Consider the following 14,084-nt stretch of genomic DNA (forward strand, 5'->3'; position numbering starts at 1 on the left):
GTCCCGTCGCGGGACGGTTGGGGGCTAAAGGAGACTCGGATGCCGTCGCACAAGCCCTCTCTGCTGATCCTGGGGACGCGTGGCATTCCCGCATCCCATGGCGGCTTTGAAACCTTCGCCGAGAAGCTCGCGCTCTTTCTCGTGAAGCGCGGCTGGCATGTGGCGGTCTATTGCCAGGACGAGGTCGAGGCGGTGAGCGAGCGTTTCCGCACGACCACCTGGCAAGGCGTCGAGCTCATCCATGTGGCCGTCTCCACCAGCGGCCCGCGGGCGACCCTGGATTTCGACTGGCATTGCGTGCGCGATGCCGCCAGGCGGGGCGGCGTCAGCCTCGTCCTCGGCTATAACGGGGCGGTCTTCCTGCCGTATCTGCGCCTCTCCGGCGCGAAGATTATCACCAATATGGACGGCATCGAGTGGAAGCGGCCGAAATGGTCCATGGCGGTGCGCGCCTGGTTCTGGACCAATGAGTGGATCGCCGCCTGGTCTTCGCACCGCCTCGTGGCCGACCACCCCGCCATCGCCGACCATGTGGCCACGCGCCGTCCGCGATCCGCCATCGCCACCATCCCGTATGGCGGCGATCCGATCTCGGCGGCGCCGACCGGGCCCATCGAGGCCATGGGCCTGAAGCCGGGGCGGTACATGACGTCGATCGCCCGGATCGAGCCCGACAACAACATCCTCACCATGGTCGATGCCTTCTCGCGCAAGGTGCGGGGCATGCGGCTCGTGGTCCTCGGCACGCTCTCCGACAGCAATCCCTATCATCGCGCCGTGAGGGAGGCGGCCAGCGACGAGGTGCTCTTTCCCGGCGCCATCTATGAATCCGAGACGATCAGATCCCTGCGCTTCCATGCGCGGGCCTATCTGCACGGGCATACGGTGGGCGGCACCAACCCGTCCCTTGTGGAGGCTCTGTGGGCCGGCAACGCGGTGGTCGCCCACGACAATCCGTTCAACCGGGGGACGGCGGGCGAGGAGCAGTTCTACTTCGCCGATGCGGATGCCTGCGAGCGGCACATCGAAACCCTGATCGCGGACGATGGCGCGGCGAGACGGGCGGGGGTCGCCTCGCTCGCCCGTGCTGCCGACCGCTTCGAATGGTCGGAGATCCTGAAGCAGTACGAGGCCGAGGCGACGGCGCTCGGGGGCTTCGCCGCGCCGGCGGGCCAGGAGTCGAAGCACTCCGGCACCTCGTCCGCCCATCTCCCCCCGGCCCCGATGGCGATGGGAGGCCAGAGCCGAGATCGCGCTTCGTGAGGCCAGTGCCCACGCGCAGGGCGATCCTCGCGGCCGCGGCATTGACGGCGGCACGGGTCCCGGCCGCCGCCGCCACGCCGCCGCTCCGCCTGAAGCACGGCGTCAATACCTGGCCGTGGTTCTCCCTGACGCGGGAATTTCCGGCCCCCCGCACGGATTACGGGACGCCGCCGTTCCAGGAGGGCCGGCCCGTCCCGACCGGCCGCGACCTCGCCCGTCTGCGAGCGGCCGGGTTCGACTTCCTGCGCCTGCCCGTCGATCCCGGTCCCTTCGCCGCCGCCGTGCCGGAGGAGCGCGAGCGTCTCATGGCCGACCTCAGGGCCGCGGTGGAGGCGGCGTTGCGCGCGGATCTCGCGGTCCTCGTCAACGTGCAGGCCAATGGCGCGACCCATCACTGGAACCCGCAGAATTTCTACGGCGATCCCGGCGCGCCGCTGTTTCCCGCCTATCGCCGCTTCGTCTCCGACCTCGCCCGACTGCTGGAGGGGATCGCCCCGGAGCGGCTGGCTCTGGAGCCCGTCAACGAGCCGCCGCAGGGATGCGGCGCGGCATCGTGGCTGACGATCCAGGACGACCTCCTTGGCGAGGCCCGCCGGGTCGCCCCGCGCCTGACCCTCGTGGCCTGCGGCGCCTGCGGCAGCATGATCACCGGGCTCACCGCCCTCGACCCCGCGCCGCTGGCCCGCTTCGCGCCGTTGCTGTTCACCTTCCACTATTACGAGCCCTACCTGTTCAGCCATCAGGGGGCGCCCTGGATGCGGGAGCCGGTCTACCGCGCGCTCAACGCAGTGCCCTGGCCCGCCTCCGCCGGCAGCCTCGAGTCGACGCTGTCCGCCGTGAAGGCCAGGATGGCCGGTGATGCCGGCCTGTCGGCTGAGGCGAAGCATGACGCCTACACCCTGACCGAGGCCAAGCTCGGCGAGTACTTCGCCGCCCAGCCGGACAAACGATACCTCGCCCGCCACCTCGCCATGGTTGGGGAATGGGCCCGCCGCCACGGCATAGCGCCGGCGAATATCGTCCTCGGAGAGTTCGGCGCCCTGCGCAGCGATGCGCGCTACGTCGCCTCCCATGCGGAGGACCGGGCGCGCTACGTCCGCGACGTGCGGGAGGCGGCCGAGGCCGAGGGTTTCCCCTGGGCGTTCTGGAACCTGTTCGACGGGATGGGGCTGATGGACGATGCAACCAAGCGGCTCGATCCGGCCATCGTCACCGCCCTTGGTCTGCGCCTCCCGGCGGACGATCGCTGACCGCGTGGAACAGGCCGAGGAGGAGGATGGCGAATTTGGCGAGCAGCGTGGTCTTGCCGCCGATCCCCTCGAACGTGTTCACCAGGATGACGAAGGCGATGACGGGCAGGAACGTGCCGGGGCGGCAGTGGCGGACCAGCTCGATCATGTAGAGCGTCACCGCTACGGTGAGCAGCACCGTCATGAAGATGCCCTGGTAGACGAGGGTCCGGACGATGGGGTTCTCGATGCCCCATTCGAGCCCGCTCACGCGCCGTAGCGAATCCACGAGGCTCATATCCGGGCCGACCAGCAATTCGCGGAAGGGGATGCTGGCGACGAGGTCGAGCATTTCCACGCGAGCATTGGCGCTGCCGCCATCGGCCATGAACCGGCTGAGCAGCGCGTCGAAGAACCCGCCGGCCGCGAGGCCGCCGATGCCGAGGGGCACGAGGGTGAACAGGAAGATCCCCGCCGCCGCCGCCAGGAGCGGGATCCGGCCCGCGCTCAGCACCTTGTGCAGGGCGAAGAGACCGTAGCCTCCGCCGAAGATCAGCGTCACCACCATGGCCGAGCGCCCGCCGAAGGCCACGAGGGCGGCGAGTTGCAGCCCGATCATCGCGAGCCGTTGCGGAACCGTCATGCGTCCGCCTCCCCCGATGAGGGCGAGGACGTAGCAGGCCGTGAGGGTGGCGTTGCCGAGGGGGTGTCCCTGAAGTGCGGCCGAGCGCGTATCGGTTGCGAAGACCTGACCGTCGAGCCGGTATGGGAAGAACAGGGTCTTCGTCGCGAATTCCGTGAGGCCGAGCAGGGCGTTGACCAGCAGCACCGCATGAACCGTCAGTTCGAGGCGCCTCCAGGTGAGCGCGTCGCGGTCGGCCAGCAGGACGACGAAGAGGCCCGGCAGCAGGAACGTGTCCAGCGCCCCCGCCATGCCGGGGCCGCTGCGCAGGACGATGTGCAGGAACAGCCCGATGCTGCACGCGGCCAGCAGCATTCCTGCCGGCCGCACCTGCACGGCATAGACGAGGTAGCCCGCCGGGTTGCCCGACTTCAGCGCGGCCCAGCCGAACAGGACGATGACCAGATAGGTCGAGGGATGGATCTTCTGCGGCGCCGCGCCGGTGAGCCCGTCGTAATTGATCCCGACATTCCACAACATGCCGCCCGACACGCCGAGGATCAGCACGGTGAGGGCGATCAGGCCGAACGGCATCGGGCTGCGCGACGCCGCTCCGGCTTCCTTCCGTCCTCGGGCCGGGGAATGAACCGCGCTCCTCATGGTCCGCCCGTCACGCCGCCGCCGCGTAGCGATCGACGAACAGGCTGCCCGAGACCGGCCGGCCGAGCACTTCCGAGATGTCGAGGATATCGAGGAGGTCGCGCTGGCGCGTGGCGCCGTTTTTCGCCACGATCAGCAGCCGGTCGCTGGCAGCGGCGAGGGGCCCGATCCGCAGGTTGCCGGTCAGCACGCCGCCATCGATGAGGATGAGGTCGAAGCTCGATTTGGCGGCTGCGAGGAACTGCTCGATATTGGCCCGGCTCAGGGCCTCGCGCGAGGCCTTGGCGAGATCGCCGATGCCGATCCGCGCGGCACCGCTCTCCGCATCCGCCTTGGCCGCCGCCGCCATCCCGACCTCGCCGCGCAGGACCTCGATGAGGCCGGGGCCGGAGGCGTTCTCCTCCGGTGTCGCTTCGAGGTCCGCCTCGACCACGAGCACGCGCTCGCCGCGCGCCGTGGCCACCGCCGCGAGGAGATGGATCGTCGAGCGCCGGTCCGCCGTATCCGAGGCCGCCGAGGTGACGAGCACGCTCAACGCCTGGCCCGGCGGGTGGATCTGGCCGCGCACGCTGGCCAGCCGGTCGAGGGTCAGGCTCGCGGCGACGCTGGCCGGACGCTCGCTTCCCGCCTTGAACTCCGGATAGGTGGCGACCACGGAGGTGTGGGAGAGCCGCTCCATCTGGCGCCGGGACAGGACGGTGGGATCGAGATATTCGCGCACGAAGGCGAGGCCGGCCCCGAGGCCGAGGCCGCTGACGAGGCCGCCGACGAACAGCAGGAGGCGCAGGGGCCAGCTCCGCTCGGCGGGCGGACGGGCCCAGCTGATGACGCGGGCATTGGTGGTGTCGATGCCGGTCTGTTCCTGGATCTCGCGCGAGCGGTTGAGGAAGTTGCTGTAGACGGCCCGGCTGGTATCCACCTCACGTTCGAGCTCACGCAGGCGCACGGAGGCTTCGCCGGTGACGATGGAGCCCCGCTTCAGCTCGTCGAGATTCGCGGTCAGCGCTTTCTCGTTGGCGACGGCGCGCTGGTAATCCGTCTCGGCGGAGCGGGCGATGCGGGTCAGCTCCGTCTCGGTCAGGCGTTTGACGTCCTGCATCTGGGTCCGCACCGCCTCGATGAAGGGGTGGCGGTTGCCGAGCTGGGTGCGCAGATCCGCTTCCTTGCTCGCGAGTTCCGCATATTGGCTGCGCAAGCGCTCGATCACCGCCGACTGGATCGCCTCCGGGGCCGTGTCCGGTCCGAATGCAGTACTTCCACGCGCGTCCTTGATCTGCTGCAGCCGGGTGCGCGCCTCCGCCGTGCGGGCGCGGGCGGCCACGATGCGGTTGTTGCTCTCGGCCAGTTGCTGCTCGCTGATGAGCTGGCCGCTCGCCGTGATCAACCCGTTCTCGGCCTTGAACGTCTCGACCTTGTTCTCGGCGACGTTGACGCGCTTGCGCAGGTCGTCGAGGCGCGACGCCATCTCGGACGAGGCCCGCGAGGCCGCGTCGGCGCGGGCGGAGGTCTGGTCCTTGAGGTAGGCGGCGGCGATGGCGTTGACGATCCTGGCCGCCTTGTCCGGGTTGCCCGCGGTGACCACGACATCCACCACGAAGACCTTGTCGGCGCGCTTCACCGCGAGCCTGCGCCGCAGGGCGCGGACGGCCCGGGCCTCGGCGGCGGCATCGGTGGCGGGTGCGGCGCCTTCGCCCTGGAGGGTGCGCAGCGTCCAGCTGAGGAAGCCGGTGCCGACGCCGCCGAAATCCGGGTCGTCGAGCAATCCGGCATCGCGGGCGGCACGGGTCAGGACCGAATCCGATTCGATCACCCGCGCCTGGCTCTCTACCTGCATCACACCGCCATCCGGCGCCATGGCGACGGGATTGACGTCGTTGGTGACGATCTGCTTGTCGCGCGGGTCGATCAGGATCTGGGCCGTGGCCGCGTAGAGCGGCGGTGCGAGGAAGCCGTAGGCCACCGCGATGAAGGTGAGCAGCGCGGCGGTTCCGAGCACCCAGGCCCGGCGCACGGTGAGGATGCGCCAGAGATCGCCGATCTCGGCGCTCTTGTCGGGCTCGGAGGAGGGCGGCCGGTCGATGCTGGATCGACCGATCCAATCCGCCGCCGCGATATGTCTGTCGATCTGTGCCATCGGATGCTCGGGCCGTGGCCGGGATACAGCCCGTCCTTCGGATACAGGCATGATCCGACTTTACTGACGATTCACCAACACCGGGGGATTTCCCCGATCTCGGCCCCCTTCGTGTCGGGCATGGTTAGCGAACCATTAAAGTAATCCCGCCGCCGGTGCTTATGCCGAGGGCGATGAAGGGTTTCTCAATCGTGATGGTGTAGCGGGAAGACATGAGGGGGCGTCCTGCGTCGGACCGATCCCGCCATTCCGTGGCTTTCGGCCTCGGCTTTCGACTGTCCGGGGACCGACGACGATGCGCCTGCGACTGAGGCTCGATGGACGCGCTCCCCGCCGCTGGCATCTCCGCCTTCTGGAACGGCTCGCAGCACTTCCCGGGCTGGACGTTGAGGTCGACCGCTCGCCGGGGCCGGGGGGCCTACCGGACAATGCCGCGCTGCTGTTCCGCCTGGAAGCTCTGCTGAACCGGCTGTCCCTCGGCGGTCTGTCCGCCCCCGTCCCGGTGAGCGCATTCGCTGCTTATCCCGAACCCACGGCGGGGGCGTCATGCATCCTCGATCTCTGTGGCGATGCGGAGGGCGGCCCGGACCTTCCGGTCTGGCGCCTCGGCTTCGACGGCGTGGCGGGAGAGGGCGCGCTTCTCGCCGCGCTTCTCGCCGGCCGCTCTCCCGTGGCGGCCCTTTCCACGGATGGGAGGATCATCGCCTCCGGGCGCTTCGGCGCCGAGGATCGCGGCACCATGCTCACCGCGTTCGAGGACGGGCTGATCCGCAGCATGACGCTCATCGTCGGCGCGCTCTCGGGCGCCCGGCCGCTTCTCCGGGACGGCGTCCCGGTGGCGCCGGAGGCGCCCGCCCTGACCGTGAAGACGATCGGGACCCGCGCCGCGAAGATGGCGGCGCGGCTCGTCGTCCGGCGCCTCTACTACCTCTGCTATCGCGCGCCCCATTGGCGCGTCGGCTGGCGCCGGCTGGCCGGCCCGGATCTCGTGGACCTGCATGCGCATCCTTCGTCCGGCTGGCACAACCTGGCGGATGACGGCCTGCGCTTCTACGCCGATCCGTTCGGGATCGAGCACGAGGGCCGTACCATCCTCTTCGTCGAGGACTTCCCGCACGCGACGGGCAAGGCGCTGATCTCGGCTGTGGCCTTCGATGGGAACGGACCCATCGGAACGCCGGTCCCCGTGCTGGAGGAGCCGTATCACCTGTCCTATCCGTTCGTATTCGAGCGCGACGGGTCGTTCTGGATGATTCCGGAGAGCTGCGCCAACGGCACGGTCGACCTCTACCGGGCCACGGCCTTTCCAGGCGGCTGGGTTAGGGAAGCGACGCTGCTCAGCGGCATCACGGCCAGCGATCCGACCCTGCTGGAGCGGGACGGCCGCTGGTGGATGTTCGCGACGGTGCGCGATCAGGCCGCCGATGTCGGCGGAGGGACGGTGCTCGGCTCCTACCACGACAGCCTGCATCTCTGGTCGGCGCCGGACTTCCGAGGTCCCTGGACGCCGCACGCTCGCAATCCGGTCCTCATCGACATCGCCTCCGCGCGGCCGGCGGGACGCATCGTCGAGCGGGATGGGGTCTTGATCCGCCCGGTCCAGGATTGCCGCCTGGGTTATGGCGAGGCCCTGGCGCTGGCGCGGATCGACCGTCTCGACGACGAGGGTTACGCGCAGACCGTGGAGACGATCCTGCGCTCGGGTCCGCTCTTTCCCGGCACCCGTCTTCACACCCTCAACCGGACCTCGGCCTACGAGTTCATCGACGGCTCGGCCCGCTCCCCCCGTTGGCGCAGGGGGCGATAGCCCGGCTCAGACGGTCTTGGTGCGCCCGATCGCCGGTCCACGCGGCCTGGCGAAGGCCGTGCGCAGCAGGTGGAGGGCGTGCAAGCCGTAGCGGCCGACGCGGTTGCGCAGGCGCCGCAGGGTCCATACCGCACCGCTGCCGACCGTGATCTGGCGGGCATAGAGGCTCGCCTGAAGGCATTGCCGGTCGGAGGTCTGCTTGATCGGGTCGGCGTAGAATTCGGCGATCTTGTCCTTGCCCATTCCCGGGGTGGCGAACCAGCGCGGCAGGTGCTCGGAGCAGAGCCGGTCGACATCGGTGAGCACCTTTCCGATCCCGGTCCCGGGGATCGGGCAGGGGGTGAGGAAGGCGTCGCCGAGGAGCACGACCCCATCGCGCTCCGCATCGGCGGCCTGGACGACATCGATGGGGCGCATCTCCACGGGGTCCGTGACGGTGAGGTCCGGGCAGAGGCGGGCGAGGCCGGGCATGGCCTGCCGCATCAGCGCCTCGGGCGATTTGCGGAACTCCTTCACCCAGGGATCGGAGAGCGCGCGGTAGACGAAGAGATTGGCCCGCATCGTCGCGCCGATGGGAAAGAGCGTGACATAGGCCACCGTCTTGTCCGCGCTCTCGCCGTAATAGGTGAGGGATTCGAAGCCGAAGGACGAGGGCGGGGCCGCCATGTCGAAGCCGAAGCACAGGGAGTGCTTCTCGCTGATCATGGTCCTGCCGATGCCGACCTTGCGCCGAAGCACGTCGCCGAGGCCGGTGGCCAGGAGAACCAGCCGCGCGGTGCGCACGCTGCCATCGGCGAGGGTGACCGTCTGCCGTTCCGGGCCGGTCTCGATCTCCGCCACGCGCCCGATGACCAGGGGCGAGGAGGCGGGCAGGGCGCCGCGCAGGTCGTTGATGAGGGGCGTGTAATGGACGCCGTATTCGCGCACGGCATGCCGCGAGACCAGATGGCCGAAGCGCGTGACGCAGACCTCGTCCACCGGCGTCGTCACGGCCCGCGCCAGTTCGCCGAAGCCGAGCTTCTCGAACAGGTCCATCTGCGGCACGCCGAGCTTTTCCGCCCGGAAGTCGGGGGGATAGACCGCGTGAGTGTCGATGATCGCCGTGTCGTAACCGGCCCTGGTGAGCGCAATGGTCGCGGTAGTCCCGGCGAGGCCTGCTCCGATGACGATGACGTCGTGATGGATCTCAGACATCCAGAACCTCCCGCCCGAGCCCGAATGGGCCGCCTCTCCTCCGCCCCGTGCGTCTGCCGTGCCATCTTGGCACGCATTCGCGGCGCAGGCGGGTCCAGACAACCCCTCGCAGCAGGGCATATGCCGCCCGCTCCGTCCCGATCAAGGTGCGCCGTCAGCCTAAAGAATCCGTGCGGTTAACACTGCCGTTTCGAGCCGGGCCGGCAAGTTACGTCGGCGAGTTACCTCGGCAAGTCGAGCCGCGCGCGAAGACCATGGAAGCTTCCGCGGTCGAGACGAAGCGTGCCGCCATAGAGTTCGGCCAGTTCCGTGGTGATCGACAGGCCGAACCCGTGGCCGGGCACGGTCTCGTCCAGGCGTTTGCCGCGCCCGAGAACCCCGGCGGCTGCGTCCGCGTCGAGGCCCGGCCCGTCATCCTCGACCGTGATGGTGACGCCCCGTTGGTTGAGCGCGGCAGCGATCCGGACCCGCGCCCGGCACCAGCGGCAGGCATTGTCGATGAGGTTGCCGAGCATCTCGTCGACGTCCTGGCCGTCGCAGGCCACCGCGATGCCGTCCGCCACCTCCACCGAAAAGGCGATGCCCTTCTCGGCATAGAGCCGCGCGAAGGTGGAGCGGAGATCGGACACGGGCGCCTCCAGCGCCGTCCTCTCGCGGGTGGCCCCGCCCAGGGCCGCCGAGCGGGCGCGGCGCAGATGATGGCGGATCTGCCCGTCCATGCCCGAAACCAGAGTCGTGAGCCGGCAGTCGGGATCGCGCTCCCCGTCCCGCAGCGCCATGGTCAGGGTCGCGAGCGGCGTCTTCAACCCGTGGGCGAGGTTGGCCACATGGGTGCGTGCCCGTTCGAGATTCGCCGCGTTTTCGCCGAGCAGCGCGTTCACCTCGCGGACCAGGGGGCGGATCTCCGCCGGCTGCGTCTCCGGCACCTGTGCGCGCTTGCCGGCGCGAATCTCGGCGAGGTCCCGGCGCAGGCGTTCCAGCGGTCGGAGGCCCAGGCGCACCTGCGCGACGAGGCCGGCGAGAAGACAGAGGCCGAGCACGGCGAGGATCAGCGCCAGGGTGAGGCTCGCCTCGCGGACGGGGCCGCGCAGGGCCGCCATGGGCGCGGAGGCGACGATCGTCGCCGGGCCGATCCCCGCCGCATCCGGCAGGGCGAGGATGCGCAGGATCACGGGGTTGCCCCATGGATCGACGGCGTCGGCCGGGCGTGGGCGGTCGCGGTGCCGGCCTCCGCCATCCGGCCGGTCGTCTTCGGGGACGGTGAGGTCGCGGCCTTCGAGGGAGCCGGAGCGGAGGACCGTGTCTCCCTGCCGGACCTGCCAGGACCAGCCCGACCGGTCGCGGTCGAAGGGCGGGCCGTCGAGGTTGCGCCCGAGGGCGAGGCGGCCGTCGCGGCCTCGCTCGAGGCTCGATGCGATGGCGACGATCTGGCTGTCGAGGCGGCTGTCGAGCTGGCCGCGCACGAAGCGGTGCAGGATGAAGCCGATGGCGATTCCCGCCACAACGAGGGCGACGGTGACGAGGACGAGGGCGGCGAGGATCAGCCGCCGCTGCAGGGAGCCGCGATGCGGACGAGGCGGCCCGTGGGGAGCCGGTCCGTGGGGAGGTCGCGGCCGGGTCACGCCGCCTCCCCCGGCACCAGCTGGTAGCCGTGGCCGCGCACGCCCTCGATCCGGGCCGGCGCGATCTTGCGGCGCAGGCGCGTGATGATGACCTCCACGGAGTTGGAATCGACCTCCGCGTCGCCGTCATAGACCCGCTCGATCAGCTGGCCACGGGGCACCACCCCGTCCTTGCGCAGGATCAGGCAGGAGAGCACCCGCCATTCGAGCCCGGTCAGCTTGAGGGGCAGGCCATCCCGCTCGAACGTGCCGAGGCCGGCATCGTAGGTGAGAGGTCCGCAGACGATCCGGTTGGCCCCGTGCGCCGAGGCGCGGCGCACCAGAGCGCGCAGGCGGATGACGAGTTCCTCCACCCGGAACGGCTTCACGAGGTAATCGTCCGCCCCCGCCTTGAAGCCCGCGACCTTGTCGCTCCAGCCGTCCCGCGCGGTGAGGATCAGCACCGGCACGGTCCGCCCGGCGGCCCGCCAGGCCTGGAGCACCGAGACGCCGTCGCGCTTGGGCAGGCCGAGATCGAGCACCACGGCGTCGTAGGTCTCCGTTTCGCCGAGATGCTGGCCGTCCTCGCCGTTGACCGCGTGGTCGAGGGCGAAGTTCTCGGCGCGCAGGGCCTTGGCGATCTCGGCGGCGAGCGCCGCATCGTCCTCCACCAGAAGGAGCTTCATCGGAATCCATATCCTTGGGGATGCAGGGGCAGCCCCGGCGCCTACGCGCCGCGCTTTAACCGGGGCTGAACCGCGCGGTTCAGATCGGGTTGGAGGGGCGAGCCTAGAACGGCGTCAACCCGAGAGGGGATCCGCTTTTCCAGGACATCGACACCATGACGACCGAGACAACCATCGACGGAACCGCCACCGAGATGCCGAGCCCCGCCGCCGCCCCGCGTCGCTCGCGCCGCGGCTGGATCGTCGGCGCCATCGCCGCTCCCCTGGCCCTCGGGGCCGTCGGCCTTTCCCTGGCGCAGAATTCCGGCGTGACCCTCACCCCCGTCGCACCGGTCACCATTGCACAGCTCGCTCCTTCGGCCGCCATCGCCGCCAAGGGTGACGTCGCCGAGATCTTCGGCAACAAGTTCATCCTGCAGGACGGCTCCGGCCGTGCCCTGGTCGAGACCGGCAAGCAGGGCGAGGGCGGCACGCTCGTCACCAAGGGAGAGGCAGTCACGGTGCAGGGCCGCTTCGAGAACGGCTTCCTCCACGCCACCCTCCTCACCCGGGCCGATGGCAAGACCGTGGTGCTCGGTCCGGCGCGCGGCCCGAAGCCCGGTGGCCTCGACTGGGCGAAGGACAAGGTCGGCCTCGGCCCAGAGATCGATGCACCCGCGCTCACCGCGAAGGTCGAGGCGGCCGGCTATACCGACATCCGCGTCACCGGGCGCGGTCCGCGCCATCTCGACATGGCGGCCAAGGGCCAGGACGGGCGCGAGCGCCTGCTCCATGCCGGGTTCGACGGCGACATTCGCGAGAAGCGCAGCTTCTGACGATGACATTTCCCTCCCTCGGACCTCCGGGGGAGGGCTTGAGGCCTTCTCCATCATCGGGATCGACGACAATGCCAAAGACCGCGACCGCCACTGGAATCGTCTGGGCCGTCTTCGGCCATCGCCTCGCGCTGGAGGGGAACGGCACGAGGAGTCTCGCCGATCTCGGTCCCAAAGCGGTGTCGGAAGGGATGCCGAGGGTCGGAGACACCGTCACCGTCGAGGGCGAGGTCACGCCCTGCGAGATCAAGGTGTCCCGCCTCGTCCTCGCCGACGGTGCGGTGCGCATCATCGCGCGGCCGGAAAAGGGGCACGGCAAGGGCGATCCGGACACGGCGCTGCGCCTCGTCCGCGATGCCGGCTACCGCGTCGAAGGACCGCCGATCCGCAAGCCGAGGCATTTCGAGATTCGCGGCATCCGGGACGGAGAGACCTTCGACGTCCATGTCCATGACGACGATGGGATCCGGAAAGAAAAGCGTATCGCGGTCTAGAGGCCGAGTATTCCACATACCGAATACACGGCTGATCTTGTCTGCCGTGTCGGGGCTTCGACGCTCACGCAGAATTCAATCCCCGCCGAGGAACCTTCATTTCGGGCTGGGGTTTGCCGCTCCGATCGACCCGAGGCCTTGGCTCCCGAGCCAGTGACACGCGCCGATCGGTCCCCTTCATGACCTGCTTCGAAAGATCGATCGGATGACGAGCGTGCCCGCCGCCGACCAGGATCGGGGTCGCGCCCCGTCGCAGCGGACGCTGCGCGGGCTCGATGCCCTCAACTTCTTCCTCGCCGACGTCCGTGACGGGCTCGGCCCCTATCTCGCCATCTATCTCATCGCCGTGCGCGGTCCCGACCAGGGCTGGAACGAGGCGACGACCGGAATGATCATGACGATCGCCGGCATTGCCGGGCTGATCGCGCAGACGCCGGCCGGGGCGCTGATCGACCGGACCAACCACAAGCGCGCCATCGTCATCGCCGGGGCGCTGGCGGTCACGGCGAGCTGTCTGCTCCTTCCCTTCGTCACGAATTTCTATCTGGTGGCCGCGACCCAGTCCGTCGCCGGCATCGCCGGGGCGGTGTTCCCGCCGGCGCTCGCCGCGATCACCCTCGGCGTGGTGGGGCCGAAGATGTTCTCCAAGCGCATCGGCCGCAACGAGGGCTTCAACCATGCGGGCAACGCGGTCTCGGCGGCCATTGCCGGCTCGACGGCCTATTTCTTCGGACCCATCGTGGTGTTCTGGCTGATGGCCGTGCTCGCGGTGCTGAGCGTCGGGGCCATGCTGATGGTGCCGGCCAAGGACATCGACGACGACCTCGCCCGCGGCCTCGACGAGACGGCGGGGGAGGGCGGCGAACAGGCATCCGGGATCAAGGCCCTGCTGCAGAACCGCACCTTGATGCTGTTCGCCCTGCTGGCCGCGATCTTCCACCTGTCCAACGCGGCGATGCTGACCTCGGTGGGGCAGTTGCTGACCAAGCTTTCGGGGAAGGAGAGCGCGACCTCGCTCATCTCGGTCTGCATCGTGGCCGCCCAGTTCGTCATGGTGCCGGTGGCGGTCTTCGTCGGCGCCAAGGCCGACGCGATCGGGCGCAAGCCGATCTTCCTCGTGGCCTTCGGCGTGCTCGCCATCCGGGGCGTGCTCTACACCTTCTCGGACAACCCGTTCTACCTCGTCGCCGTGCAACTCCTCGACGGGATCGGTGCCGGCATCTACGGCGCGCTCTTCCCCATCGTCGTCGCCGACCTCACCCGAGGCACCGGACGGTTCAACGTCTCGCAGGGGGCCGTCGCGACGACGCAGGGGCTCGGCGCCTCGTTCTCGGCGACGCTGGCCGGTCTCATCATCGTGTCGGCGGGCTATTCGACGGCGTTCCTGGTCCTGGCGGCAATCGCGGCGGCGGGGTTCGTCCTCTACCTCGTGGCCATGCCGGAGACCTACGGGTTCGAGCCGCCGAAAACGGCCTCTAAGCCCCCGGGCTCCGGCGGGTCGGAGGCGATGGCGGTCTCCCCCGCCTGACGGCGCGTCCGGCAGGACCGAAGCCGACCAAACCCTCCGAGTTTTCAGACG

11 protein-coding genes are annotated in these 14,084 nt (G+C 69.6%); 6 read left to right on the forward strand and 5 right to left on the reverse strand.

Annotated features, from left to right (window positions below; all coding sequences use genetic code 11):
* The first annotated feature begins 39 nt into the window (after nucleotides 1-39).
* Together ASF34_RS10050 and ASF34_RS10055 are read left to right on the forward strand one after the other, a co-directional pair.
* The gene (locus tag ASF34_RS10050) at nucleotides 40-1,263 is read left to right on the forward strand and encodes a DUF1972 domain-containing protein (RefSeq protein WP_018041801.1); all 1,224 of its coding nucleotides are present in this window, start codon (nucleotides 40-42) and stop codon (nucleotides 1,261-1,263) included.
* Between the two features lie 41 nt (nucleotides 1,264-1,304).
* Nucleotides 1,305-2,513 carry a glycoside hydrolase family 5 protein gene (locus tag ASF34_RS10055; RefSeq protein WP_056161164.1) on the forward strand — a complete coding sequence of 403 codons (1,209 nt, stop codon included), beginning with the start codon at nucleotides 1,305-1,307 and terminating at the stop codon, nucleotides 2,511-2,513.
* Here ASF34_RS10055 and ASF34_RS10060 read toward each other — a convergent pair.
* Together ASF34_RS10060 and ASF34_RS10065 are read right to left on the reverse strand one after the other, a co-directional pair.
* Nucleotides 2,473-3,708, reverse strand: a complete 1,236-nt coding sequence (locus ASF34_RS10060) for a VpsF family polysaccharide biosynthesis protein (RefSeq protein WP_056160846.1) — start codon at nucleotides 3,706-3,708, stop codon at nucleotides 2,473-2,475. The genes ASF34_RS10055 and ASF34_RS10060 overlap by 41 nt on opposite strands.
* 76 nt (nucleotides 3,709-3,784) lie before the next feature.
* Nucleotides 3,785-5,908 carry a GumC family protein gene (locus ASF34_RS10065; protein ID WP_056147760.1) on the reverse strand — a complete coding sequence of 708 codons (2,124 nt, stop codon included), beginning with the start codon at nucleotides 5,906-5,908 and terminating at the stop codon, nucleotides 3,785-3,787.
* A 295-nt stretch (nucleotides 5,909-6,203) separates the two neighbouring features.
* On the opposite strand from ASF34_RS10065, the gene ASF34_RS10070 reads away from it, so the two are divergent.
* Entirely contained in the window at nucleotides 6,204-7,715 is a 1,512-nt protein-coding gene (locus ASF34_RS10070) for a glucosamine inositolphosphorylceramide transferase family protein (RefSeq protein ID WP_056160848.1), read from the forward strand.
* Between the two features lie 6 nt (nucleotides 7,716-7,721).
* Here the strand turns inward: ASF34_RS10070 and ASF34_RS10075 are convergent, their stop codons facing one another.
* The 3 genes from ASF34_RS10075 to ASF34_RS10085 all read right to left on the reverse strand — a co-directional run bounded on the left by ASF34_RS10075 (nucleotide 7,722) and on the right by ASF34_RS10085 (nucleotide 11,196).
* Nucleotides 7,722-8,909 (reverse strand): FAD-dependent oxidoreductase, encoded by a 1,188-nt coding sequence (locus ASF34_RS10075; RefSeq protein ID WP_056160850.1) that lies wholly within the window; start codon nucleotides 8,907-8,909, stop codon nucleotides 7,722-7,724.
* A 221-nt stretch (nucleotides 8,910-9,130) separates the two neighbouring features.
* The gene (locus ASF34_RS10080; protein WP_056160851.1) at nucleotides 9,131-10,531 is read right to left on the reverse strand and encodes an ATP-binding protein; all 1,401 of its coding nucleotides are present in this window, start codon (nucleotides 10,529-10,531) and stop codon (nucleotides 9,131-9,133) included.
* Nucleotides 10,528-11,196, reverse strand: a complete 669-nt coding sequence (locus ASF34_RS10085; protein ID WP_056147747.1) for a response regulator — start codon at nucleotides 11,194-11,196, stop codon at nucleotides 10,528-10,530. Before ASF34_RS10085 ends, ASF34_RS10080 begins: the two co-directional genes overlap by 4 nt.
* A gap of 155 nt (nucleotides 11,197-11,351) precedes the next feature.
* Here ASF34_RS10085 and ASF34_RS10090 point away from each other — a divergent pair, with 155 nt between their 5' ends.
* From ASF34_RS10090 to ASF34_RS10100, 3 genes are all read left to right on the forward strand, one after another.
* Entirely contained in the window at nucleotides 11,352-12,011 is a 660-nt protein-coding gene (locus tag ASF34_RS10090) for a hypothetical protein (protein WP_056160853.1), read from the forward strand.
* A 71-nt stretch (nucleotides 12,012-12,082) separates the two neighbouring features.
* Nucleotides 12,083-12,505: a hypothetical protein gene (locus ASF34_RS10095; protein ID WP_056160855.1), complete on the forward strand. Its 423-nt coding sequence runs from the start codon at nucleotides 12,083-12,085 to the stop codon at nucleotides 12,503-12,505.
* Nucleotides 12,506-12,710: 205 nt separating this feature from the next.
* A complete protein-coding gene (locus ASF34_RS10100) occupies nucleotides 12,711-14,033 on the forward strand; it encodes an MFS transporter (RefSeq protein WP_056160857.1) in 1,323 nt (440 codons plus the stop codon).
* The last annotated feature ends 51 nt before the right edge of the window (nucleotides 14,034-14,084 follow it).

This window comes from Methylobacterium sp. Leaf106, from assembly GCF_001422895.1.
Taxonomy (GTDB): Bacteria; Pseudomonadota; Alphaproteobacteria; order Rhizobiales; family Beijerinckiaceae; genus Methylobacterium; species Methylobacterium bullatum.

What these genes read in the sequence shown, in the direction of transcription:
- ASF34_RS10050 (WP_018041801.1), top strand. Translation starts at nt 40, where the DNA reads ATGCCGTCGCACAAGCCCTCTCTGCTGATCCTGGGGACGCGTGGCATT.
- ASF34_RS10060 (WP_056160846.1), bottom strand. Translation starts at nt 3,708, where the DNA reads ATGCCGTTCGGCCTGATCGCCCTCACCGTGCTGATCCTCGGCGTGTCG.
- ASF34_RS10065 (WP_056147760.1), bottom strand. Translation starts at nt 5,908, where the DNA reads ATGGCACAGATCGACAGACATATCGCGGCGGCGGATTGGATCGGTCGA.
- ASF34_RS10070 (WP_056160848.1), top strand. Translation starts at nt 6,204, where the DNA reads ATGCGCCTGCGACTGAGGCTCGATGGACGCGCTCCCCGCCGCTGGCAT.
- ASF34_RS10075 (WP_056160850.1), bottom strand. Translation starts at nt 8,909, where the DNA reads ATGTCTGAGATCCATCACGACGTCATCGTCATCGGAGCAGGCCTCGCC.
- ASF34_RS10085 (WP_056147747.1), bottom strand. Translation starts at nt 11,196, where the DNA reads ATGAAGCTCCTTCTGGTGGAGGACGATGCGGCGCTCGCCGCCGAGATC.
- ASF34_RS10090 (WP_056160853.1), top strand. Translation starts at nt 11,352, where the DNA reads ATGACGACCGAGACAACCATCGACGGAACCGCCACCGAGATGCCGAGC.
- ASF34_RS10095 (WP_056160855.1), top strand. Translation starts at nt 12,083, where the DNA reads ATGCCAAAGACCGCGACCGCCACTGGAATCGTCTGGGCCGTCTTCGGC.
- ASF34_RS10100 (WP_056160857.1), top strand. Translation starts at nt 12,711, where the DNA reads ATGACGAGCGTGCCCGCCGCCGACCAGGATCGGGGTCGCGCCCCGTCG.